A 22,955-nucleotide genomic window follows, 5' to 3' on the forward strand; every position below is an offset into this window, starting at 1 on the left:
AGACCAAACCCAGAAGGAAACCAAACCATGAACCCAAACACCAAAAAACTACGCGATAACGCCATCAAAGTCAGTGTCGATCATTATGACTATCAAATCTTACTGGCCCATGCCGAACGCTCAGGTGTGGAGCTCGCCACCCTCGTCCGCCAGTTAGCAATGAGCAAGATCCATGACTTGATGTTCCGCGAACAACCTATCGCCATGATACTGCCATCACAAAACACAGTCGAGATGCCATTAGGTCACTTTTGGGCGATGACGGCGGCACCAGTCAGTACCTCAGGAGTCACCAGCCATGCCTAACGATGTCTATATCCACCCAACCTCTGCAGAGCAGCGCTTACTTGAACGTAAGGCTGCCGAGTATGGAGTAAGCGTCGATGAGTTTGTCGCTTGGGCACTGAGACAAGCACTCGCTGAAACAGATAAAGAGCTACAACTCATCATCAAACACTAAAAGAGGTCATATATGCGCTGTCCAGCTTGTCATTCCAACTGTTTAATCCTGCGTACCCGCGTTATTACTGATTACTTACGCGATATAGAGCACCGCTGCAAAAACGATGAGTGCGGACACATATTCGTCACTCAGCAAGAGTATGTACGCTCGATAGTCAAGCCAGACGTGCAGAAAGACAAACCAATCAGCGCAAATGCCTAACCAAACTACCAAACCAGACGAGCAATATTATGCAAACCATGCAAGATGATACCCGTAGCGAGCTAATCACTCGCCTCGTGCAAGATTATGGTCTCAAATTCTCAAGCGACCATCAGTTTTTGCGTTATGGTCGCTGCCCATCATGCGGCAAAAAGGAGTTGTTCACCGGTGCTGATGCGCCGTGGACGATCCAGTGTGGCCGCTCTAATAAATGCAATTACCAAGCATCTACTCGCGATATTTACCCAGACATATTCGCCAATTGGACGAAGAAAAACCCACCAACACCCAGCAACCCAAATGCCACGGCTGACGCTTATCTTCAGTCGGGACGTGGCTTTGATATTGTCAAATGGCAAGGCAGCTATACCCAAGAAGTATTCAAAGACTTTTATTCCGACTTCACCTGCCCCAGCGTGCGCTTCAACATCACAAGCGATGGCCAAGCCATCGGCTATTGGGAACGGCTGATAGAACCCGCCGCAAATATAAAAAAGGCCCGTGTACAAACAGGCTTTAAATTTAAAGGTCATGCTTGGTTACCGCCAAAGCTACACCTACAGCAAGGCGTCTGGTCATATGTAAAAGAGCTATGGATAGTAGAGGGCATCTTTGACGCCATGGCACTGACTGAGAACGGCTTACATGCTATCAGCAACATCACCGCGGGTAACTTCCCAGCGCACACCTTAGCACAAATAAAAGCGCGAATGGCAGAGCTTGGTAAGCCACTGCCCAAGCTTATCATCGCACTCGATAGCGACCACGCTGGACGCAAAGCCACTGACAAACTGGTGGCCACCGCACGCCAAAACGGCTGGGATGTCACCGCCGCGCAGTCAAGTGAGTACAGCGACGGAGCAGACTGGAACGACCTACACAAAGCGGGAAAACTCACCAAGACAGACCTTGAACGCTACCGCTTTTATGGTGAGCTGCTTATTGCTGAGACAGCAAAGGACAAGGCGCTACTGACGTACAACCAGTATGGCACCACTAGCTTTTATATGTTTTTCAACAGTTGCACCTACTGGGTAAAAGTAGACAGCGAAAGCTTTGATAAAGCCAAGCAAATGGACGCAGACAGCGAACCGACAGAAGATTTATTCAATACTGAAGAAGAGTTAAAAGAAGCCGTACAGCTTTGGCATGACGACTTGATGCAGTCTTGCATGACTGTCACCCAAATCATGAACTGTCAGCCGCAAGCACTCTATTATCAGCAAAACTTAGTGACAGATGAGAGCTGGTACTTCTTTCGTATTCGCACATCACAAGGCGACACTAAAAATACCTTTACCGGTAGCCAACTGTCGGCCGCTGGTGAGTTTAAAAAGCGCCTATTATCAGTCGCGCCTGGCGTCATTTATCAAGGCAATTCAAAGCAGCTCGACATTATGTTAGGACGCATGATTAACGGCATCAAAACCGTTGAGACCATCGACTTTATTGGTTATAGCAAAGACCATCAGACTTACATTTTTAACGATATCGCAATCCGTCATGGTGTGACTTACGCGCTCAATAAAGACGACTATTTTGACCTGCCCAATAATAAAAGCCTAAAGACATTAGCGGCCAGTCCAAATATTCGCATAGGCGACAAACCCAAAGAACCTGCAAATTGGCTAGCGGACATCATAACTGGTTGGGGCGTCCAAGGAGTCATTAGTCTAGTGGGTTTTATGGGTAGCCTGTTTGCTCAGCAGATCCGCGAGCGTCAAAAATCCTATCCATTTATGGAGATTGTGGGCGAGCCTGGGACTGGTAAATCAACCCTACTTAGCTTTTTTTGGCGTTTGATAGGTCGTGATGGCTACGAGGGTATCGATCCCAACAAAACCACTAAGGCCGGTCGCCTGCGCTCACTGTCACAGACTTCAAACATGCCCAGCGTCTTTATCGAGTCAGACCGCGATGGGGCTGGTACAGGACGTAATAGCCAGTTCAATTGGGACGAACTTAAAAACCTATACGACGGCGGCACGATTGGTACACGCGGCGTCAAGTCTGCAGGCAATGAAGTCTACGAGCCACCGTTTCGCGGCACTATCGTCATCAGTCAAAATTTGCCCGTGGTGGCGTCCAAGGCAGTGCTAAGCCGTATTTGCCACCTATTCTTTGGATTGGACAACCAGACCCGAGATTCTGAAGCAGCAGCCAGACGCATTGAGGCACTACAGACCGAAGATGTCAGTCATTTTTTAGTCGATATCCTCAAGATGGAAGACAAGATACTGCAGGTATTTTTTGATACCAAAATAGCGCATGAGAATTGGTTAAAAGACAGCGGTGTCAAAGCTTTTCGTGTTGCTCATTGCCACGCGCAGATACTCGCCATGTTTGATGCGATGAAACTGGTATTGCCAGACTTGCAACGTTTGGACGGGGCCGTCAAGCAGGAAGTATTTAACATGGCAACCGAACGCGATCAGACGCTTGATACCGAGCATCCGCTCAATATCCAGTTCTTTGATGTGCTCGAACGATTGAATGCAGCGCCCAACACAATCGAAGGTGCTGGTCATCATATCCGCCGCTTGCATATCAACCACAGCAAAAACCCAGATCTATTAGCGATCAGTATGCCAGAGATCTATCAGCTTGCGAATGAGTACCGCTATGACCTACCGCCACAATCCGATATGCATCACGCGCTGCGCCAGTCTAGGCAGTTCAAGTTTGTGGCAGCAAACAAGACGGTAGCGTCTCAAATCACGGGCCGTAGCATTCGTTGCTGGGTGTTTGAAATGCCTAAAAACCTAAGTCTCACTTAATTACAAAGGAATAAACATCATGACATTACAAACTTCAAAAAACGAAATTAAAGGCAGTGATCTGACTAGAGCAATGCTTAAGAAATATGAAGGTGGCGGAGTTCATTGCGTCATATCAGATGAGAGTGATGAAGCTGCTCTTAACTGGTGCACCTATGTAAACAGTCCTGCAGGAGTGACGCTCATTATTAAAGAAGATGAAGACGGCATGTTTGTCTGTAAGGACGGCAATAAATGGGAGTTTGCTGTACCTGTGGATCTAATCCCCTTATCCCTAGAGAAAGCCAGTCTTTGACACCAAACCAAAAAGGAACCCAAACCATGACATGCGATTTTAAAAATATTGAAAATTCAAAAGAATTTAATTCTATGCAGGCGTTAGGTGCTAACGAGTTGTTGTTCATTATGCGAATTATCAATGCTAGTAACGAACCTTTATGCCCTGAGCAAATCGTTGCGAAGGTTCATTTAAATTTAACAATCATTAGATTTTATGCGAAGCGACTTTACGAAGAAGGTCTGATTGAAATAGCAACTCTAAGAGAAGACGGGCATCACTATTACATGAAAAAAGGATTAAGAACATGACATACGATTTTAAAGGTAGTGACGGTGATTGCGATGAATGTGGCTGCGAGCTTTGGCTTGGTCAAAGCGAAGCACCTCATGCGGATTTATGCGGTCACTGTTATGAACTAGAAATTATCAATGAAGAGTGCCCTGCTCCAGTTGGCCACTTTACGCATAAGGAAACCAAATAAATGGACTTAAATAAATTAATGCAAATGGCGATAGAACATCACCAGCAGCAAGAAGCATCGAAGCTCCAACTTGACGCAGTTTTTGAACTATTGGCTTTAACCTTTATCCGAACCATTCCACCAGTCCAGCGTGAGCACGAATTATCTCTGTCCATGAAAGAAGTCATCGACAACGCCGGCTATCTTGATGACGAGCAAGAAGAGATATTCCTTGAGCTGATGGGTAATGCAAAAAATATAGTTATTGATATGGCAATTAAAACGGAGACAAGTCGATGAACCTAGTCCGCGCCCTATTCCCTTACAACCGTGAAAGCCCTTTACATTGGCTGACGTTCGACACTGTGAGCGGTCAGATGATCGACTGCTCAATGCACCCAACGCACAAGCAGCGCGAGCTTTATCAACGCAAGCATTACAGCATCAACAAAGACAAGATTGAAATGCGCTGTGAAGTCGAAATTTTTAAAGAGCGTAAATTTGAATCACTTACTGAAATAAAAATAGGAAAAGACCAATGAGCGACATTATCGACCGCGCCAACGACCAGGCGCAAGAAGAGTTAAATAGAAACCTAGCCAAGGCACAACGCTTTGATACGCCATCACTAGCTGAATGCGTCGAATGCGGTGAAGATATTCCCGAGCGCCGTCGGCGTTTGGGAGGCGTCACCCGCTGCATTGATTGCCAAAGTGTCATTGAGCGGCGGAGGTAGTCATGCCTCTACCATTAAACTTATATCGTTGTCGTGACAAAGTTTGCATAGCAACTGATGAAAGTATGGTCAATGAGCATCTAAACCGTGATCGCATGGGCAGAAAATCACCCATCAAAAAACTGCCAGAGGGTAGCGTCATCTTACATAACAATAAACCCTATGGCATAGACGAACTGACCAGACTAGCGCACAAAAAAGCCAAGACAATGAAACTCAACATAGACAACCCTTTTTCAATAATTATTGATGACAGGTTTATCAAATGAAAGCAGTACAATCGGTATAAAAAAAACAGCCCTCACCATTGTGAAGGCTGTTTTATCAAACAGTTAGAGCCAAAAGCCCCAAACCAAGAACTTTTCAGTGGCTCCATAGTTACCAAACCAGACCTTTATTATAGCGCAAAAATGTTGTAAAAGCTAGGTATATCAGGTGTTTAAGCCTATTAAACAGCATGTAAGCGCAAGGATTAACGACATAATGGCAAGTATTGAACCCCTAAAAACCAGTATCCGTATTATCTGGTACATCGACGGCAAAAAGGACAGCGAAACCTTACTGAACACGCCACCAACCGCAGCAAACAAGGCTAACGCCCAAAAAATAGCGGATATGGTTGAGCAACAGATACAAATGGGTATATTTAACCGTGACACCGTATTCCCATCATCACCAAAGCGACAAGCATCATATTTTGGCTATTACATCCCAGTTTGGGAGAATGCCGAGCAAAGCACAGTCTCCCCAACGACTTGGACGACCTACACCAGCAAAGTGGCCAACCACATCACGCCATATTGGCAAAATAAGCAAATAAGCAAAATCAGTGCTGAAGACGTCGAATATTGGGTATACAAAGTGCTTAGAATCAATCTATCACCGAAAACGATTGTCGATATACTAGGTTTATGGCGATCAATATGGAGTTATTGGGCACGTCATCAAAAAAACCCTAACGATCCAAGCCAGTACATTAAGCTTAACGCAAAAGATCCCAAAGACATTGAGCCATTCTCTCGTGAAGAAATCGCATTAATCATCAATACCGAAACGGACACGACCTTTCGGAACTTATGGACGGTCATGTTATGGTCAGGTCTATCCAGTCATGAGCTCATGCCACTGGCCATAGAAGATATTGATTTTGATCAGGCAACAGCATATATCAGACGTGGCTTTGTGAAAGGCATTCATAAGGCGACTAAGAACCGGCGACGTAAACGGCAAATTGAACTACTACCGATCGTAGCAAATGCCTTGGACAATCAACGCCAATTACTAACTGATAAAACCCCACACGCAGTCAAAGTACTTGAGCGAGACAACCACACCTATGAAGAACAGTATCTAACGTGGCTTTGGTACAACCCGCGCACCGGTAGCCATTACACATACCCACAGCTTGAAAAACGCTGGAAACGCCACCTTGATAAATGCGACATACCCTATCGCGCTTTAAATAATGGTCGTCATACTTATGCAAGCCAAGTATTATCAACAGGCATTATTAGCGCCGAATGGTTAGCCAACCAACTGGGCCACGTAAATACAGACATGATCCACAAACACTATGGCAAATTCATTCCCAGTGACACGCGCCATATCATCCGCAACTTAGCCAATGCACTAGACAACAGCCAATAATGCAATCAGCAAAAAGCCCTAAATATAGGGCTTTTTTTATACCTCATTTATAGGTTTAAGTAATAAAATACCACAGGGGTAGCAATATGAGGTAATCATAGTAATAGCTTAATAAATCAGATATAAGTATTTGATATTATTATTATTTATAAATACCTCAATATAGTAATCAAAAGTAATTATTATTACATCTATAGTATAAGTATATGATTTATATACATTTTATAGTTTCTTGATTAATACCTTTTAGCTGTGTATTGGATTACTTAATAATTACCTCTAAATTACATAAAAAACCTAATAAAATCAATATGATTACCTATATTACCTAGTTTGCATACCACCCCCAAAAATTTAAAAACATCAAAATAAGATGGTGCGCTGGGCACGCTCAGGATCTGCTTATATCTTACGTGGGATTCCTATGGGATAGCTCTTCCTGCCTAGCCCAACACTACATTCTAACAATATCATGTACTTAGCAACCCCAAAACCCTGCAATTAATAATCATAGAGGTTTCGAGTCTCTCCAGCCCCACCATTTTCGGATAGTACATCTTAGACCAAATATTAAAGCCTGCTTTTTAGCAGGTTTTTTTGTGTCTGTCATTTAGCATTTCTAGTTATAACCTTTATAAATTTGCTATCACCTCATCCATACTCTGATACCTTTTCTCTATTCGCTTTGCCAATGCTTTATCAACAATACTTTGATAGCGAACATACCCTAACGGTAATTTTGGAATAGGCTGCTGGCAGTGCTGAATGGCCCAATCTGTCATGGACTGATTACTTTGAGGGTCTATAATAAATGGTCGCTTCCCTACCAATATCTCAACCATCATGATACCGAAGGCATAGATGTCACTTTGTCTCGTTGCTCTTTGTCCTTGCCAACGCTCAGGTGCCAAATATGCTGGTGTTCCGCCAGAAAAATTTATTGCGTTTGGTCGATCATTTCTTTGGGCTAATGCAAAATCTGTCAATAGTAAGTCAGGCACTATACAATCACTATCGGCGTAACTTGTTAGATTATCACTGAGCAAAATATTACTAGGTTTAATATCATTATGAAGCCAGCCAGCGTTGTGTAGGTTGCAGACTAAATGAGCAGACTCTTTAATCAAATCATGTTTTTGCTTGTCTGTTAATGACACATGGTGATTCAACAGCTTGGCTAAGCTGCCGCTTTCATAATAAGGCATGACCAATACCGTTAACTGCTGGCTCTGTTCTAATGTGTCGACCTCTACATTGTGATAGGCCAATAGAGGTGGCGTAATAGAGCTAACTTGGATTTTCTGCGAATTATATAACGCTTGCAACACGCTTATTTCATGAGTTAAATCTGAGACACTTTGGAGTCTAACTGAAGTGGCACATAGCTCCCATTTAATTATCACGCTACCATACTCTACATGGCGTGCACGCGTTATACCTTGATAGCAGCTTTGCTTGCTGCGTTGTTTGGTAATTTGCGTTTTGCTCTCTTGGGTTTGCTCTGTGCTTCCCTCTCTGAGTTGTTGACTGATACGCTGATGCACTATTTGGGCATATTGTAACTCTGACAATACTTGGGTAATGATTGGCAATAGTTGTCCAGATTGCGCTTGCAAGGCTTGTTTAATAGGCAAATTACTGGCACTATTTTTCACAGTGTTATCTCTCATCATATTATAGAGTCGCAATCGCGCACTATCGTTTTACCCAACCGCCACTTTACCGCTAGAGTCATTATGTCACAGTCTAACAATTATGCCCTGCCCGCCCCTTTATTAGCATTGCTTAGCCAGTATCTGCAAGAGCACGTCACACCAACCATTGAGATTGACCCAAGCCAGCTTGCGTATCGCTGGGTCGGTGGACGTACTGGTCACCTACAGCCTTTGTCTGTCAATTTATTTTTGAGTTTGGATGATTTGCAAGGTATTGATGTGCAAAAAGCAAAGCTGGTACAAAACACCCGCCAGTTTCTCAAAGGCTATCCTGCCAATCACGTCCTGATGACAGGGACACGTGGTGCCGGCAAATCCTCGCTGATTCGCGCATTACTACAAGCCTATCACAGTGAAGGGTTACGCATTATCGAGATTGCGCGTGATGATCTACAGGTGCTAGACAAGATTCGTGCCGCGATTAATGCGCTGCCAGCGGACTGCGCTTGTCGCTATATCGTCTACTGTGATGATTTGGCATTTAACGGTCAAGATGAGAGTTATCGGGCGCTAAAAAGCGTGCTTGATGGCGCGCTAGACTCTGAGCAAGACAAGCTACTGGTCTATGCCACCAGTAATCGCCGTCGCTTGCTACCACAAATGATGAAGGACAATCTTGATATTTATAATGGGCAGACGGATGAAGTCAATCCTTACGAGACCATTGACGAGACCGTGTCGTTATCAGATCGATTTGGCTTATCCTTGACCTTTCATCCTATGGATCAGCAGACATACTTACAGATTGTGCAGCATTATCTAAATTTAGAGCAACGGAAAATTTCAGCTCGCATTGATACTGATATTGAAATGGATGTGGACGGTGAAAATCTACCTGACAAAATCAGAATGGACGCCTTGCGCTGGGCATCTGAACGCGGTGGACGCTCAGGTCGGGTGGCTTATCAATTCAGCCGTTATTGGAGTGGCAAAACACAATTGGCTATTGAAGACCGTAAATCATAGCTGCTAAGCCATATCAGCCGCTAAGCCATATCTTTGAAACTATCTCTTTACAGTTATGCCTAATTGCTGCGTGCAGAGCCTACATACTGCACGCGACTCTCCTTTTGACTACCCGCTTGATTGTCTACCAAGTCGGTAGCCCCATTGACGCTATATTGAGCAAAATCTTCTGCCAGCCATATATTGCCTTGGTAGACACTTTGCGCATCTAAGCGAATATAGGCCATATTTGGCGTTTCGCTATCTGGATTATCAAAGCTCTGATAACGAGCGCTAAAGTGAGTCAAAATGATGTTTTTCAAGCTCATCTTTTGCGCGAATGTGCCCACTATGTGCGCGCTACTATGCATAGGATCAAAGTCAGGGTTGCGGGCTTGAATGGCCATCATGACCTCATGCGTATAAGTGGCCTCATGCACCAACAAATCCGCATCCATAACTGCTTCACTCAAACACTCTGGCGTGTCATTGTCCCCTGCTATTACTACTTTTGTCCGCTGCACATCATCATGAACATAGTCTGCCGAATGTAAGTGCTGACCATCCTCAGTGATGACATTTTTGCCTTGTTGTAGCTTGCCCCACAGCGCACTTGCTGGAACACCATCCGCTATGAGTTTACCTGTATTGAGCGTGCGACGGATAATGGTCTGCGTGATACCAAACCCATGAGATGGCACGCGGTGCGATAACGGATAAACCTCTATCATCAGCTGATGTTGATTATCCAAGTCGATTTTTACTTTACCTTTATTAACTTCTTGCGACAACAGATCCTCTATCGACACAAAGTTGAGGGTAAATGGCAGATATAGTTCAGTATGTAGGATAAAGGCATCAAGCAGCGCCGAGATGGCTTTTGGTGCAATGAGCGTCAATGGCTCACGGCGACCTGACATCGCGGCACTCGCCAGCAGCCCTGGCAGGCCATAACAGTGGTCGCCATGGACGTGGGTAATACAAATAGCCGTCAATTGACGTAAGGAGAGCTTGGTATGCAGTAATTGCTGCTGTGTGCCTTCGCCACAATCGATGAGTAGCCACGGGCGCGACTTTTTATTTTGACTGTTGCTATGCGGCTGGTTGCCTTTTGATGAACCAGACGCATGAGGATTCAAGCACTCGATTGCCAATGCCGTTACATTACGCTGCTTAGTTGGCACGCCTGCGGAGGTGCCCAAAAAGGTTAATTTCAGCATAGGTCATGTCTTTTATTTATTAGAGGCACGGGTTAGGACCGTTGGCATATCATGGTTTTTTGACCGTCAACCATTTGTCCACCATTGGCTGTACATTCATTAACCATATTAGATTCATAAGATTTCCAGCCACCATAAAAACTAGCGGCGCACAGAATCACAACCAGCAGCTTCTGTGACCAAGATTTGATAGATACTTGCTGATTATCAACCAGTTGCCTATTTTGCAAGTTATGATCTAGCGACTGCTTAGCATCTGTGTCTTTCTTTGTTTTTGCATGATGCGATGTATTCAAGTCTGTCATTATTTTATCCTAAAAAAGGCTTTGCTTATAAATAAACAAAACCTTTTATCTAATATCACCTCAAGTATTGAGAGGTGTTTAAGTGTTTATACAAGTATCTTTTAAAACTGCGGTGTTCCGCCCTTTGCCTCAGCACGCTTAAAAGCGGGGCGTTCTTGACAGCGTTTGAGCCAATTTAATAGATTGGCGTATTTAGATTGATCCATACCTGCACGCGCATTAGAGGCGGCTACCACAATATACATTTGAATATCAGCGGCACTAAACGTCTCCCCTGCAAACCAATGACTGTCTTGGAGATGCTGCTCCATCAGATTTAGGTTGTTGATAATATTATTGTTGATCATGCCATCTTCAACTTGTTTGCGAATACCTTTACTGATCGGCTTGATGAGCATAGGCGATCGTTCAACGACTTTACTAAATACCAGACGCATGACTAATTGTGGCATCGCCGTGGCTTCGGCAAAATGCAACCAAAAAGTATAATCTTCCCATGCCGCTTCATTATCATCAGTAGGCTTAAATTGATGTTCTTTATCATAGTGTCTGAGCAAATATTCAATGATAAAACCGGACTCAGCCAAAGCGCGATCGCCGACTTCAAGCACCGGCGTGTGTCCCAACGGATGCACTTTTTTTAAGCTCTCAGGTGCAAGATAGGCCTTCGTACGCTCATAGGTTGTCAGCTCATAATCCAGCTCCAACTCTTCTAGTAGCCATAAAATACGAAACGAGCGCGAATTGTTTAAATGATGCAGAGTTAACATAAACCGTCCTAGTGATATATTGTTTTAAATCAGCCATAATCTCTTAAATATGGCGCCACGTTTTGAATTAAACATGACACCACTGTTCTCGATAATAGCGTAATTTTTGCCCCTTTGACACTGCAACTTTGTAGAACTGTGACGAAAGTACGGCCTGACAAGTCAGCTCTACATATATCTAGGACACGGTCATCATCCGCATTATTCTACATGTAGTGCTTCAATCTTGCGCGTCATCTTATCGATCTTTTGCTGATATTTTTTGATTTGGCGAAAGCGGTGCGCAATTAGCACGCCTTTGATATGGCGATTTTTGAGACGGCGGCGCGGCGGATAGCCCAAACAGACAAACAAAGTCGCCCAAGAGATCGCACCATATTCAAAGATATCGTAAGCGATACCGAGACCTGCGCATATAATGGCCGCCCACTGTAGCAAGCTCATATCTTCATTATAAAGAAAGCGACCGACCACGATCATGATCATCGGGTATAAGAAGTAGCCCAACGTCACCTCAAGACCCAAACCATTGACTGGCGCCCACATAAACATCCAGATTTGCGCCCCCAAAATCGGTGTGGGTAGTATGAATAAAAACCACTCTTTGGCATTTTTTAAGGTTTTTAGATAATCAAAAATATGCTGCCACTGTTTTAGCACACCCACCAGCAGCACCAGACCAAAAAACATCGTGAGCACGCGCCACGAAGCCACTTGTGTTCCTGATAGCGGTTGCAGCAGCAAGCCAAATAGGAACAGCAATGAGTATAAAAAGTTTGCAGCCACAGCCGTGATCGCACCCTGAGAAGTTTGGTTAGTAGTCAACATCACAACAGCCTTTAGAGATTGGGGCACATCCTTTGCAATTTTAAAAAAACAAAAGCCTCAGACGATAACGTCTGAGGCCTTTGCATATAAGGTCGTCGCACAATCTAAGATAAACGCTTTTAATGTATCTTGCTACATTATGGGCGGCATGATGTCAAAGTCGGAATAGATAAGCAATGCTACTGTGCATCTAGTGCATTAATTTCTACATCCAGTAAATTTAATGTATATAAGTGCTTATTTTGCATCAAGTTGTTCGAGTTTTTGCTGTATCTTATCCATCTTTTTTTGATAGCGACGGATTTTGCGAAAGCGATGCGCTTTTAGCACACCATCAATACGCTGATTGATAAAATGACGGCGCGGCGGAAAGCCGCCGACCTGCGGCTCTCTATAGCCATGCAAGCGGTTATTACGCTGACGAACGAGATAGCCTATCACACTATCGATTATCATGACCACTAGGGCAAGTGTAATCATGCCGTACATAAAGAGCGAGCCACCTTCATCAAGACTTTGACTCAGAACGGTAATGGACAACACAAATAACAGTAGCGGCTCTATGTAGCTCAGCGCCCCAAATAGCGAGACCGGCAACTTGCTACTCGCAATCATCGTTAGCGACATTGCCAGTGCACTAAAGGCACCCAGCAATGGCAGTAGGTACCAAAACTTCATATTTTGTGCCGCCACACTAAAACCACCAGTGAAATAAAGCATGATCAATACCACTGGCGTCAGCAATGTCAAATCAAACAACAAGCCAGTAACGGGCGGTACAGCAAGTGTGCGGCGCAATAGATAATACGGCGGATAGCCCAAACATACAAATAGCGTCACCCAAGACACCGAACCATATTGAAAAATGTCGTAGCCAATACCGAGCGCTGCCAGTATTGCTGCCGCATACTGCAAGACACTCATATCCTCACGATAAAAAAACCGACCAAGCACAATCATCACAAGTGGCAATAAAAAATAGCCCAAGGTGACATCCAGTCCAAATCCATTCACAGGTGCCCACATAAACAACCAAATCTGGCCGCCCAAAATCGGAGCAGGCAATATAAATATCAGCCATTCTTTCAAGGTCTTAAGCGTCTTTATATAATCAAAGACATGCTGCCATTGCTTGGTCAAACTGAGCAAGATGACCAAACTTAACAACATCATCAGCACGCGCCATGAGGCTACCTGTGTCCCCGTTAAGGGCAGCATAAACAGTCCAAACAAAAACATCATCGAGAATAAAAAACTCGACGATACCGCTGCGACAGTTCCCTGAAAAGTTTGATTGGTCGTAAGCATAACAACAGCCTTAAAAGTAAAACCCTGTGTACATTATTAAGAAAAAGTGAATAAAAAATAAAAGCCTCCGACGACAACGTCAGAGGCTTTTTTCTAGGACAATGATCAGAAACTAGACTGAAAAGCTAACTACCAAGACTATTACTCGTCATCGTCTACTGCATCATTATCCAATGTGTAATCGTTGGCAATATCGATAGCGTCGTTGGCATCGCTCAAAGCAGTATTGTCAGTTGCGGTATCGATATCTATCTGCTCCTGACCTTCCACCTCAAACGTGCCATCTTCTTTCATCGCATCGACTAATTCATCATCACCCTCTTCGTGCTCAACACGCGCCATAGCGACCAATTTTTCATCTTTTGGCAGACGAATGAGCGTGACACCTTGGGTGTTACGACCAGAGCTCGCGACATGCTCAACTGGCGTACGTACTAGCGTTCCTTTGTCAGAGATTAAAATAATATCATCGGTAGCGTCAACCTTAGTCGCTCGCACCAATGCGCCATTACGCTCACTGGTCTTAATGGCGATGACACCACCACCGCCACGGTTTTGCGTATTAAACTCTTCGATAAGGGTACGCTTACCAAAACCGTTTTCACAAGCAATTAGGATTTCATGTACATCATCTTCGATCACGACCAATGATTTGATAAATTCATCAGTAGCCAAACGCATACCGCGGACGCCTTTCGCTGTACGGCCCATCGCACGAGCATCATTCTCATCAAAACGAATCGCTTTACCACTAGAGGCAAATAGCATCACTTCTTGATTGCCGTTGGTAATACGAGCGCTGACCAATTTGTCACCCTCTTCTAAACCCACTGCAATTAGGCCGTTTGAGCGAATGTTGGCGAACTGTTCAAGCTCAACACGTTTGACTGTGCCATTGGCGGTTGCAAAGAAGACAAAGCGGCCGCTAACTTCCTCAGACATTTGCGGAATCGGCAATATCGTCGTAACGGTTTCGTCGCTATTTAAACCAATTAGATTGACCAACGGACGACCACGAGCACCGCGGCTGGCAATCGGCACTTCAAACCCACGTAAGCTAAAGACGCGGCCACTGTCAGTGAAGCACAATACCGTAGAGTGCGTTGAGGTCACGACCAGATGATCAATCACATCATCTTCTTTCATTGCCGTTGCAGACTTACCTTTGCCGCCACGTTTTTGTGCGACGTAGTCATCAATTGGCTGAGTCTTGGCATAGCCAGTACGCGACACCGTCATCACAACGGTTTGCTCAGGAATCAGGTCTTCACGGCTGAAATCCATACGTGAATCGATGATGTCGGTGCGACGCTCATCACCAAAGTTATCACGAATCTCAATCATCTCATTAGAGATAATGCTCATAAGCTTATCAAAATCACCCAGAATAGACTCTAAATGAGTGATTTCGCGTAGTAAGTCTTGGTATTCTTCGGTCAATTTATCTTGCTCAAGACCCGTCAAACGATGTAATTGCATGTCTAAAATCGCATTGACCTGCTCAAGTGACAAGCGATAACGCTCTTCGCCTTCGATCAGACCAAACGGCGCTTTAGGATCTTCGCCTTCGATAAACTCAGGACGTACTGATTGACTGCCAGCAGCCGTGAGCATCGCAACGACACTACCTGAACCCCATGTATTATTCAACAAGCTTTCGCGTGCGAGTCCACGGTTTGCAGACGCTTTAATCGTCGCAATAATCTCATCGATGTTGGCTAATGCAACCGTTAAACCTTCTAGCAAATGACCACGAACGCGGGCTTTGTTCAATTCATAAATCGTACGGCGCGTCACCACTTCTTGACGATGACGGACAAATGCAGCGATAAGCTGACGCAAGGTCAATAGCTTTGGCTGACCATTGTCTAGCGCGACCATATTGATGCTAAAGCTAGACTCAAGCGGCGTCTGCAAGAACAAGTTATTGACAATAACTTCGGCAGTCTCGCCGCGACGCAAGTCAATAGCGATACGCATACCGTCTTTGTCAGACTCATCACGAATCTCACTGATGCCCTCGATTTTTTTATCACGAACAAGCTCTGCGATACGCTCAATCAATTTGGCTTTATTCGCCTGATAAGGGATTTCGGTAAATACGATGCGCTCACGATCGCGGTTGACGCCAGTATTGCTCATCGGCTCAATATGATAACGACCACGAATATGCAAACGGCCTTTACCCGTGCGGTAAGCATCTAAGATACCTGCACGGCCATAGATAATACCGCCTGTAGGGAAATCAGGACCTGAAATATGTGACATCAGCTCTTCGGCTGAAACTTGTGGGTTTTCGGCATACGCCAAACAAGCATTGATCACTTCGGTCAAGTTATGCGGTGCCATATTGGTCGCCATACCAACAGCAATACCTGTCGCGCCATTGACCAATAGGTTAGGGATACGCGCTGGCATCACGCTTGGCATGCGCTCAGAGCCGTCGTAGTTGTCTTCCCAATCGACCGTATCTTTGTCCAAATCTGCCAGCATCTGATGAGTCAGCTTGGTCATACGTACTTCGGTATAACGCATCGCTGCCGGAGGATCATCATCGATCGAACCAAAGTTACCTTGACCATCAACCATTGGGTAGCGCAAGCTAAAATCCTGCGCCATACGGACGATGGCATCATAGACAGCACTATCGCCATGTGGATGGTACTTACCGATCACATCACCAACCACACGGGCAGACTTTTTGTACGGCTTATTATAGTCGTTTGATAACACGTGCATGGCATACATCACACGGCGGTGTACAGGTTTGAACCCATCACGCACATCAGGCAGCGCACGCGAGACGATCACGCTCATCGCATAATCCAGATAGGATTGCTTTAGTTCATCTACGATGCCAATAGGACTGACCGATTCGCTCATATACACTCCTTCACTCACATTTTTTTCTAACGTTGACACATCGCTTATGGCACCCACAGATCATATAAAAATACTGCCACATAAATGGGCAGTCATGATCAAAATACATACCATAAAAAAACACTGCTACACATGCAAAACAATAGGAAAATAGTGATACGGTTTTTGTTAAAAACAATGTTTAATAAAAGAAGCTATTTTAGCACAAATTTGCTGATTTAGGGGGTTCTGACCACCATTAAAATCAAGCTAGGCGGTTCATTTGCAGTGATATTTTGAATTACCCATACACTCTAAAATAATTCTAATGACAGGTTTTTTTTGATTGGCTGATTTTGCCATTTTTACAGACGAACTTACAACCTGCTGAGCAAAGAGATACTCCGTCCATCTTAGCTGAACAGAGCCTACCAATTGTTCTAACATGAGCTAATGGGTTTCATAAGTATATGATGATTTAAATTAGGTCAATGAGGCTATTTTTTTAGTGACGCTGGACAAAAAAATCCTAAGCGTTACACTAACTCATCTTTTATAGAACTCGAATAACGACCTAACAGGCTACTTTTATTATGGATATCATTCTTGCGATTGTTTGGATTTTAGCAATGGTGCTATATAGCTTTTCGAGCGATTATGTTGCTAGTTTTCCTAACCATAACAATCGCGCTGTACCCTATGTCCGTTGGGGAGCACTTTTAGTCGCCATGGCTTTGTCAGCATATTTAGCAAAAGCCTATCAAGAAAACCTACAAGGCAACGGTATGTGGGTATTTGTTATCGTCGTATTTGTCATTATTGTTTTAGCCAAGATCGTCTTTAAATGGGTCATTAATAGACGTTTGAAACGCTAAGCTATACTGAATATTTTTGTTGCTCTCAACCTCTCCGCTATTGATCTGAACGCCTTATGACCACTGAACATCAAAACAACCAACTTGGCCTAAACCAAGCCACCGCACCAGAAGACACACGAGCAGATCGTAGCTTCGATACCATTGCCGATCATTTTGAAAAAAAGGTCTATGGCGGTTTAAAAGGTGAAATCCGATTGGCGGTATTACGCCGTGATATTGTTGAATATAGTACACAAATGAGTGAAGCGCTTGGACGACCGCTGCGTATCTTAGATGTGGGTGCAGGGCTTGCACAAATTGCCATAGAGCTTGCTACTCAAGGTCATAGCGTCGTCATCAACGATATCTCAGCAAATATGCTTGAGAAGGCAAAAGCAAACGCTGAACAAATCGATCAAGCGCTGGATATCACATGGTACGTCTGTCCATACCAAACACTTGAAGAAACGCTAGGTAAAGAAGAAAACGATAAGTTTGATTTGATCCTATCGCACGCGCTACTTGAATGGTTGGCAGAGCCTGCTGCCGTCATGGACTTCTTTGATCAATATCTAACCGATGATGGCGCGCTATCTTTGTGCTTTTATAACCCTGCAAGCTTTGATTATCGCAACCTCATCATGGGAAATTTTAATTTACTCGATAATACGGACTATAAGGCGGACAATAAGAAAAGCCTCACACCCAATCATCCCGTTGCTAAAGAAGAAGTGGAGTCTTGGTTGAAGGCGCATGACTATCAGACGGTACGTAGCAGTGGTCTACGGGTATTTCATGACTATGCACCGCTCAAGCGTGGCGGGCATAACGATCCAGAGGCGGTGATAAGGATGGAGCTGCGCTACTCACAATTAGAGCCATACAAATGGCTTGGACGGTATTTGCATATTCTGGCTAAACGGTAAACTTAGACAACCGCTCAAAAGCTGTGAAGGCTGCTAAACGTCTTCATCAACTCTCGATGATCTGTCATATTCTGACCAAGTGGTGGCATTGACCTCTTTTTCGTCAAACACGACCACATGCTCCAATAACGGCAAGATACCAATATGTGAACCAATTTCATGATTATGATGGCTAGCAACCAGTGATAATATGGACTGTCCGTCATCTAACTGTAGACGGTACAAATAGTTGGCACCGCGGAACACTCGCCCAATCACCAAGGCTGTCTGCGTACTATCATCATCATGAATGATGTCATCAGGGCGCACGAGTACCTTGATTGGGGTACCATTTGGATAATCATATTCGCAGTACTGTGGTTGTCCTGATTGATCATAGACTTCCATGCGGCGATAGATATTGCCAAGCGCCGTCTCTACACGACCTTCTTTGATGATACCGTCTATCATCGCGCCTTCGCCGACGAACTCAGCGACAAAAGGACTGACAGGCTCATGATACAGCTCGCTTGGTGTTGCCCACTGTACCAATCTGCCCTTATCCATTACCCCGACTTTATCTGCTAACGCAAACGCTTCGTTTTGGTCATGAGTGACCAAGATTGCCGTAGTATTGGTACGTTTGAGAATGTCACGGACATTCATTGCCAAGGATTCACGTAATACCACGTCCAGATTAGAAAATGGCTCATCAAGTAGTAGTAATTTAGGCTTCGGTGCAAGCGCCCTTGCAAGTGCCACACGCTGCTGCTGACCACCGGACAGCTCATTTGGACGTTTATCCGCATGCTCCGTCAGTTCGACCAGGCTTAGCATCTCAGCCACACGAGCTTTTTTGTCAGCCGCTGACCATTTATTGAGGCCAAAGGCAATGTTTTTTGCCACGCTCAAATGACCAAAAAGCGCATAATCTTGAAACACCATCCCCATGCCGCGCTTGGCTGGTGCCACGGCAAAAGAGTCCCGAGCTGTTTTTTCCGTTAGACGTTGATTGTTTAAATGGATAGTACCGCCGCGGCTTTGCTCCAGTCCTGCAATCGCTCGCAATGCCGTGGTCTTGCCGCAGCCACTATAGCCCAAGAAGCAACCAATCTCTCCTTGCTCAAGCATCAACGACATGCCATTAACTACAATAGTATCGTCATAGCCGACAATTAGGTTTTGTACACTAAAATATGGATTGGTCGCGATAGTGCTCTCAGTATCTTGGCGCGCAGTATCGGCTTGTTCTACAGGCTTGCTACATTGAGACTGGGTTGTCCGAGTTTGCACGACTGGTGATTTTTTGACAGGAGTACTACGTGCTCCAGTCTTTACTGACTGAGCGTCTGACGAGTCGTTCATTGAATCAGTGTACATAGACAATCCCAGTTCGCTATTAGTAAATACAATGTTGGATAAAGCAGTAAAAATGATAATATAAGTTGGATCAAGCACCATTAAACATGACACATTTATAAGCAGCAATGGCGGTTAGCTGTGTTTGTCACTTTGACGCAATAGTATCCAAACAGGAAGCAATCCGACCAGTACAATCAATAAACTTGGTAATGCTGCCCGCCCCCACATGCCTTCGCTTGTCATCTCAAACACGCGCACCGCCAGTGTATCCCAGCCCTGCCTGCGTGTCATCAATGTGATCGGCATCTCTTTCATCACTTCGACAAATCCCATTAACAATGCCGTTAGTACCCCAGGGCTAAGCACAGGTAGCATCACATGACGCCAACGCTGGTACGCACTGTCACTAAGCAGTTTCGCTGCGGCCTCTTGATTGACGGTCAATCGTTGTAACTGCCGATCCACTGGCTGAAAACTCACCGTCATAAAACGCGTCGACAATGCCAATAGCATAACGATCACACTGCCTGAGAGCACCTGCTGCGAGGTGATACCAAAAGCAATCATTTGATTGTCTAGCCACGCAATAGGAATAAAAATACCCACTGCCAATACTGTACCTGGCACGACGTAGCCTAAATTAGCGAGCGTGGTCATCAGTTTAGTCGATTTATCAGGATATTGCCGCTTGATCCACGCAATAATCACTGCCAAAAAGGCAATAAAAACTGTGGTCATACTAGCAATCATGAGGCTGTTAGTCACAAAATCAATATAGCGCGCATCAAAATCTTGGCGAAAATTCAGTGCAGTCCAATAAATCAGCTGCAAGAACGGTATTAGAAAAGCCAGCAAAAATACAAACGTACATAGCAAGCTCATCCCTATTTTGGCAGGAGTACTGGCGTCGAAACGCTGGTTGCTGCCTTGCGTAATCGAGTTGCCGCGCTTGGCCTGCCAATACTGCTCAAACAGTACTACGATAAAGATCACACCGATGAGCAAGGCTGCTAACTGAGCCGCTGTGGTCAAACTAAAAAAGCCAAACCACGCCTTATAAATAGCGGTGGTAAACGTATCGACATTGAATACCGAAACCGCGCCAAAATCTGCCAATGTCTCCATACTTGCCAGCAATAAGCCACCGATAATCCAAGGCAGTGCTTGCGGTAATGCCAACCGAAAAAACACGCGGCTACGGCTCAAACCTAGCATCTGCCCTGCTTCAATAGCCCGTCGACCTTGTGACAAAAACGCCTGACGCGCCAGCAAATACACATAGGGATAAAATGCCAACGATAAAATTAAGCCAGCGCCCCATACATTGCGTATTGAGGGAATCGCTGTCGTGATACCAAAATCGCGCAGTCCTGTCTGTAACGGCCCACTAAAATCCACAATACCAATGGTGACAAACGCCAATACGTAAGCCGGTATGGCAAGCGGCAACATGAGCGCCCACGAAAAAAACCGCTGACCAGGGAAGCGGTACATGCTGGTTACCCAAGCGAGAACGGTACCGATAGTGCCCGATATAACCGTCACCATAAACAGTAGAATCGCCGTATTTTTGAGCACTTGCGGCAGGACATACTCTGCCATATGCGTCCAAATGTCTGCGACTGGTTGCGTCCACGACAACAACACGATCAAAATCGGCACCAGCATAAACAACGAAATCAGCCCTAAGACTGATTTCGAGATAATACGTTTACGAAGGGCATGGTCTTGACTGACCGTCTGATTGTCATCAGCTCTGCTACTGATTGGATCTTGCTCGCTAACAGACGCATCTGGCGTTGTGATCATAGTATCATTACCGTGTCATACTCACTCATCGAGACTTTTTAAGCGCCTACCAAACTCAAAACGTTCATTGTTTCATGACTAAACATTTCATCATCAGATTTTAGCAAATTGTCTTTAAAAAAGATGATGTTGAGCTTGGTATCACGATGACTGGCAGTCTTTTATTTATAACCCGCTTTGTCCATCATTTGAATGGCTTGAGTTTGTAGCTCACCAAATTTCTGTACGTTGATATCGTCTTTTTTGAACTCGCCCCAAGATCTGAGCATTTCTGACTCATCCACCCCTTCTTTGACTGGGAATTCTTTGTCTGAGCTGGCGTAAAGGCCTTGCGCCTCATCAGATGACAACCACTCAATCAGTTTAAGCGTACCGTCTGGATTATCTGACCCTGTAACCACGCCCGCGCCTGAAACGTTTACATGTGTACCAGTGGTGCCTTGGTTTGCCCAGAATATTTTCACAGGGAAGTTTGGTTTTTCGTCTAATAGGCGGCCATAGTAGTAACTGTTGGCGATACCAACTTCACACTGACCAGCAGCAATCGCCTCTAGCATGGCGGTATCATCACTGAACACGTCAGTGGCAAGATTATCAACCCAACCACGGATGACAGCTTCTGTTTTTTCTTCACCCAAATGCTCTATCATGCTGGCCACAAGTGACTGGTTGTATACCTTTTTAGAAGTACGCAAGCATAGTTTGCCTTTCCATTTTGGATCCGCCAAATCTGCATAAGTCGATAATTGATCGGCGCTAACTTTGCTTGGGTCATAAAAAATCGTACGCGCGCGCAGTGATAGACCTGTCCACTGACCTTTTGGATCGCGATACTTTGCAGGGACATTGGCCTCTAGCACAGACGACGCTACTGGCTGTAGCAACCCTTGCTGAGCCGCTTGCCATAAGTTACCCGCGTCCACCGTCAGTAGCATGTCAGCTGGAGTGTTTTGACCTTCCGCTTGCAAGCGCGCCATCAGTGGGCCAGTTTTGTCTGTGACAAGTTCAATCTTGACACCAGTCTGTTCAGTATAGCGATCTAGCAATGGTTTAATCAGCTGCTCATTACGTGAAGAATAAATAGTAATTGTTTGACCATCTGCACTGGTCGCACCGTCATCATTAGCTGCTTGCTGTTCAGTTTCAGTACCAGCCTCTGTTGTCTCTGTCTCCACGCTGTCTTCGGTTGTAGAAGAATTGCTACAGCCAACCATTCCCAACATCAGGCCAAATATGGCAGCAGACAATACAGGCTTGGTGGTGAATAGATTAGTGCGGATGGTGTTCAGTGGCATGGTTTTCCCCATAGTAATGCGATAAAAAAGAGACGGCAAATAGTGAGATAAAATGGTCAAAGCCCCTATTTGTTGGGATTCGTTGGACCATAATCATGGAAACAACATACTAATAGAAATGAGATTAACTATCAATACATTTATCTAACCCAAGATGCTGAAATTATTTGGCTTATTAGGGCGTGTTGAACATTCGACCATGGCACTGAC

24 protein-coding genes are annotated in these 22,955 nt (G+C 44.8%); 14 read left to right on the forward strand and 10 right to left on the reverse strand.

The window, feature by feature from the left end; translation table 11 throughout:
- The first annotated feature begins 27 nt into the window (after positions 1-27).
- The 11 genes from B3V51_RS00800 (at position 28) to B3V51_RS00850 (ending at position 6,564) form a co-directional block, all read left to right on the forward strand.
- Positions 28-306 carry a hypothetical protein gene (locus tag B3V51_RS00800; RefSeq protein WP_286707800.1) on the forward strand — a complete coding sequence of 93 codons (279 nt, stop codon included), beginning with the start codon at positions 28-30 and terminating at the stop codon, positions 304-306.
- Complete coding sequence (locus tag B3V51_RS00805) at positions 299-460, forward strand: hypothetical protein (protein WP_286707801.1); 162 nt, start codon at positions 299-301, stop codon at positions 458-460. The genes B3V51_RS00800 and B3V51_RS00805 overlap by 8 nt, the downstream gene beginning before the upstream one ends.
- 12 nt (positions 461-472) lie before the next feature.
- Entirely contained in the window at positions 473-664 is a 192-nt protein-coding gene (locus B3V51_RS00810; RefSeq protein WP_075106284.1) for an ogr/Delta-like zinc finger family protein, read from the forward strand.
- 29 nt (positions 665-693) lie between these two features.
- The gene (locus tag B3V51_RS00815) at positions 694-3,441 is read left to right on the forward strand and encodes a toprim domain-containing protein (protein WP_286707802.1); all 2,748 of its coding nucleotides are present in this window, start codon (positions 694-696) and stop codon (positions 3,439-3,441) included.
- A 19-nt stretch (positions 3,442-3,460) separates the two neighbouring features.
- A complete protein-coding gene (locus tag B3V51_RS00820) occupies positions 3,461-3,736 on the forward strand; it encodes a hypothetical protein (protein ID WP_286707803.1) in 276 nt (91 codons plus the stop codon).
- Positions 3,737-3,762: 26 nt separating this feature from the next.
- A complete protein-coding gene (locus B3V51_RS00825) occupies positions 3,763-4,029 on the forward strand; it encodes a hypothetical protein (RefSeq protein WP_286707804.1) in 267 nt (88 codons plus the stop codon).
- Entirely contained in the window at positions 4,026-4,202 is a 177-nt protein-coding gene (locus B3V51_RS00830; protein WP_286707805.1) for a hypothetical protein, read from the forward strand. Before B3V51_RS00825 ends, B3V51_RS00830 begins: the two co-directional genes overlap by 4 nt.
- Positions 4,203-4,481 carry a hypothetical protein gene (locus B3V51_RS00835; RefSeq protein WP_286707806.1) on the forward strand — a complete coding sequence of 93 codons (279 nt, stop codon included), beginning with the start codon at positions 4,203-4,205 and terminating at the stop codon, positions 4,479-4,481.
- Positions 4,478-4,723: a hypothetical protein gene (locus B3V51_RS00840; RefSeq protein ID WP_286707807.1), complete on the forward strand. Its 246-nt coding sequence runs from the start codon at positions 4,478-4,480 to the stop codon at positions 4,721-4,723. Before B3V51_RS00835 ends, B3V51_RS00840 begins: the two co-directional genes overlap by 4 nt.
- Positions 4,720-4,917 carry a TraR/DksA C4-type zinc finger protein gene (locus tag B3V51_RS00845; RefSeq protein ID WP_286707808.1) on the forward strand — a complete coding sequence of 66 codons (198 nt, stop codon included), beginning with the start codon at positions 4,720-4,722 and terminating at the stop codon, positions 4,915-4,917. The genes B3V51_RS00840 and B3V51_RS00845 overlap by 4 nt, the downstream gene beginning before the upstream one ends.
- A gap of 483 nt (positions 4,918-5,400) precedes the next feature.
- Positions 5,401-6,564 carry an Arm DNA-binding domain-containing protein gene (locus B3V51_RS00850; protein WP_286707809.1) on the forward strand — a complete coding sequence of 388 codons (1,164 nt, stop codon included), beginning with the start codon at positions 5,401-5,403 and terminating at the stop codon, positions 6,562-6,564.
- Between the two features lie 632 nt (positions 6,565-7,196).
- On the opposite strand, the gene B3V51_RS00855 is transcribed toward B3V51_RS00850, so the two are convergent.
- Entirely contained in the window at positions 7,197-8,219 is a 1,023-nt protein-coding gene (locus B3V51_RS00855) for a serine/threonine-protein kinase (protein ID WP_228724611.1), read from the reverse strand.
- 81 nt (positions 8,220-8,300) lie between these two features.
- On the opposite strand from B3V51_RS00855, the gene B3V51_RS00860 reads away from it, so the two are divergent.
- Positions 8,301-9,245, forward strand: coding sequence for an ATP-binding protein (locus tag B3V51_RS00860; RefSeq protein WP_058025551.1), 945 nt, complete (start codon positions 8,301-8,303; stop codon positions 9,243-9,245).
- Between the two features lie 59 nt (positions 9,246-9,304).
- Here the strand turns inward: B3V51_RS00860 and B3V51_RS00865 are convergent, their stop codons facing one another.
- The 6 genes from B3V51_RS00865 to gyrA form a co-directional block, all read right to left on the reverse strand.
- Complete coding sequence (locus B3V51_RS00865; protein WP_212563733.1) at positions 9,305-10,444, reverse strand: ribonuclease Z; 1,140 nt, start codon at positions 10,442-10,444, stop codon at positions 9,305-9,307.
- A 32-nt stretch (positions 10,445-10,476) separates the two neighbouring features.
- Positions 10,477-10,749, reverse strand: coding sequence for a hypothetical protein (locus B3V51_RS00870; protein WP_075106295.1), 273 nt, complete (start codon positions 10,747-10,749; stop codon positions 10,477-10,479).
- Positions 10,750-10,850: 101 nt separating this feature from the next.
- Positions 10,851-11,519 (reverse strand): glutathione S-transferase, encoded by a 669-nt coding sequence (locus B3V51_RS00875; RefSeq protein ID WP_212563734.1) that lies wholly within the window; start codon positions 11,517-11,519, stop codon positions 10,851-10,853.
- Positions 11,520-11,720: 201 nt separating this feature from the next.
- Entirely contained in the window at positions 11,721-12,347 is a 627-nt protein-coding gene (locus tag B3V51_RS00880) for a hypothetical protein (protein WP_212563735.1), read from the reverse strand.
- 237 nt (positions 12,348-12,584) lie between these two features.
- Positions 12,585-13,655 (reverse strand): EamA family transporter RarD, encoded by a 1,071-nt coding sequence (gene rarD / locus B3V51_RS00885; protein WP_212563736.1) that lies wholly within the window; start codon positions 13,653-13,655, stop codon positions 12,585-12,587.
- 141 nt (positions 13,656-13,796) lie between these two features.
- Entirely contained in the window at positions 13,797-16,538 is a 2,742-nt protein-coding gene (gene gyrA / locus B3V51_RS00890) for a DNA gyrase subunit A (protein ID WP_212563737.1), read from the reverse strand.
- A 572-nt stretch (positions 16,539-17,110) separates the two neighbouring features.
- On the opposite strand from gyrA, the gene B3V51_RS00895 reads away from it, so the two are divergent.
- The gene (locus B3V51_RS00895) at positions 17,111-17,392 is read left to right on the forward strand and encodes a hypothetical protein (RefSeq protein ID WP_058025545.1); all 282 of its coding nucleotides are present in this window, start codon (positions 17,111-17,113) and stop codon (positions 17,390-17,392) included.
- Positions 17,393-17,448: 56 nt separating this feature from the next.
- Positions 17,449-18,300 (forward strand): methyltransferase domain-containing protein, encoded by an 852-nt coding sequence (locus tag B3V51_RS00900; protein WP_071003429.1) that lies wholly within the window; start codon positions 17,449-17,451, stop codon positions 18,298-18,300.
- 33 nt (positions 18,301-18,333) lie between these two features.
- On the opposite strand, the gene B3V51_RS00905 is transcribed toward B3V51_RS00900, so the two are convergent.
- The 3 genes from B3V51_RS00905 to B3V51_RS00915 form a co-directional block, all read right to left on the reverse strand.
- The gene (locus B3V51_RS00905) at positions 18,334-19,659 is read right to left on the reverse strand and encodes an ABC transporter ATP-binding protein (protein ID WP_071003793.1); all 1,326 of its coding nucleotides are present in this window, start codon (positions 19,657-19,659) and stop codon (positions 18,334-18,336) included.
- A 114-nt stretch (positions 19,660-19,773) separates the two neighbouring features.
- Positions 19,774-21,450, reverse strand: a complete 1,677-nt coding sequence (locus B3V51_RS00910) for an ABC transporter permease (RefSeq protein WP_286707810.1) — start codon at positions 21,448-21,450, stop codon at positions 19,774-19,776.
- 161 nt (positions 21,451-21,611) lie between these two features.
- Positions 21,612-22,745 (reverse strand): extracellular solute-binding protein, encoded by a 1,134-nt coding sequence (locus B3V51_RS00915; RefSeq protein ID WP_071003425.1) that lies wholly within the window; start codon positions 22,743-22,745, stop codon positions 21,612-21,614.
- Positions 22,746-22,955 lie beyond the last annotated feature (210 nt).

It is taken from the genome of Psychrobacter sp. UBA2514 (assembly GCF_002341255.1).
GTDB lineage: Bacteria > Pseudomonadota > Gammaproteobacteria > Pseudomonadales > Moraxellaceae > Psychrobacter > Psychrobacter pacificensis.

Bases quoted from the DNA above. Each gene is read 5' to 3' on its own strand.
- B3V51_RS00800 (WP_286707800.1), top strand. From the start codon at position 28: ATGAACCCAAACACCAAAAAACTACGCGATAACGCCATCAAAGTCAGT.
- B3V51_RS00805 (WP_286707801.1), top strand. From the start codon at position 299: ATGCCTAACGATGTCTATATCCACCCAACCTCTGCAGAGCAGCGCTTA.
- B3V51_RS00810 (WP_075106284.1), top strand. From the start codon at position 473: ATGCGCTGTCCAGCTTGTCATTCCAACTGTTTAATCCTGCGTACCCGC.
- B3V51_RS00815 (WP_286707802.1), top strand. From the start codon at position 694: ATGCAAACCATGCAAGATGATACCCGTAGCGAGCTAATCACTCGCCTC.
- B3V51_RS00820 (WP_286707803.1), top strand. From the start codon at position 3,461: ATGACATTACAAACTTCAAAAAACGAAATTAAAGGCAGTGATCTGACT.
- B3V51_RS00825 (WP_286707804.1), top strand. From the start codon at position 3,763: ATGACATGCGATTTTAAAAATATTGAAAATTCAAAAGAATTTAATTCT.
- B3V51_RS00830 (WP_286707805.1), top strand. From the start codon at position 4,026: ATGACATACGATTTTAAAGGTAGTGACGGTGATTGCGATGAATGTGGC.
- B3V51_RS00835 (WP_286707806.1), top strand. From the start codon at position 4,203: ATGGACTTAAATAAATTAATGCAAATGGCGATAGAACATCACCAGCAG.
- B3V51_RS00840 (WP_286707807.1), top strand. From the start codon at position 4,478: ATGAACCTAGTCCGCGCCCTATTCCCTTACAACCGTGAAAGCCCTTTA.
- B3V51_RS00845 (WP_286707808.1), top strand. From the start codon at position 4,720: ATGAGCGACATTATCGACCGCGCCAACGACCAGGCGCAAGAAGAGTTA.
- B3V51_RS00850 (WP_286707809.1), top strand. From the start codon at position 5,401: ATGGCAAGTATTGAACCCCTAAAAACCAGTATCCGTATTATCTGGTAC.
- B3V51_RS00860 (WP_058025551.1), top strand. From the start codon at position 8,301: ATGTCACAGTCTAACAATTATGCCCTGCCCGCCCCTTTATTAGCATTG.
- B3V51_RS00865 (WP_212563733.1), bottom strand. From the start codon at position 10,444: ATGCTGAAATTAACCTTTTTGGGCACCTCCGCAGGCGTGCCAACTAAG.
- B3V51_RS00870 (WP_075106295.1), bottom strand. From the start codon at position 10,749: ATGACAGACTTGAATACATCGCATCATGCAAAAACAAAGAAAGACACA.
- B3V51_RS00875 (WP_212563734.1), bottom strand. From the start codon at position 11,519: ATGTTAACTCTGCATCATTTAAACAATTCGCGCTCGTTTCGTATTTTA.
- B3V51_RS00880 (WP_212563735.1), bottom strand. From the start codon at position 12,347: ATGTTGACTACTAACCAAACTTCTCAGGGTGCGATCACGGCTGTGGCT.
- rarD (WP_212563736.1), bottom strand. From the start codon at position 13,655: ATGCTTACGACCAATCAAACTTTTCAGGGAACTGTCGCAGCGGTATCG.
- gyrA (WP_212563737.1), bottom strand. From the start codon at position 16,538: ATGAGCGAATCGGTCAGTCCTATTGGCATCGTAGATGAACTAAAGCAA.
- B3V51_RS00895 (WP_058025545.1), top strand. From the start codon at position 17,111: ATGGATATCATTCTTGCGATTGTTTGGATTTTAGCAATGGTGCTATAT.
- B3V51_RS00900 (WP_071003429.1), top strand. From the start codon at position 17,449: ATGACCACTGAACATCAAAACAACCAACTTGGCCTAAACCAAGCCACC.
- B3V51_RS00905 (WP_071003793.1), bottom strand. From the start codon at position 19,659: ATGTACACTGATTCAATGAACGACTCGTCAGACGCTCAGTCAGTAAAG.
- B3V51_RS00910 (WP_286707810.1), bottom strand. From the start codon at position 21,450: ATGATCACAACGCCAGATGCGTCTGTTAGCGAGCAAGATCCAATCAGT.
- B3V51_RS00915 (WP_071003425.1), bottom strand. From the start codon at position 22,745: ATGCCACTGAACACCATCCGCACTAATCTATTCACCACCAAGCCTGTA.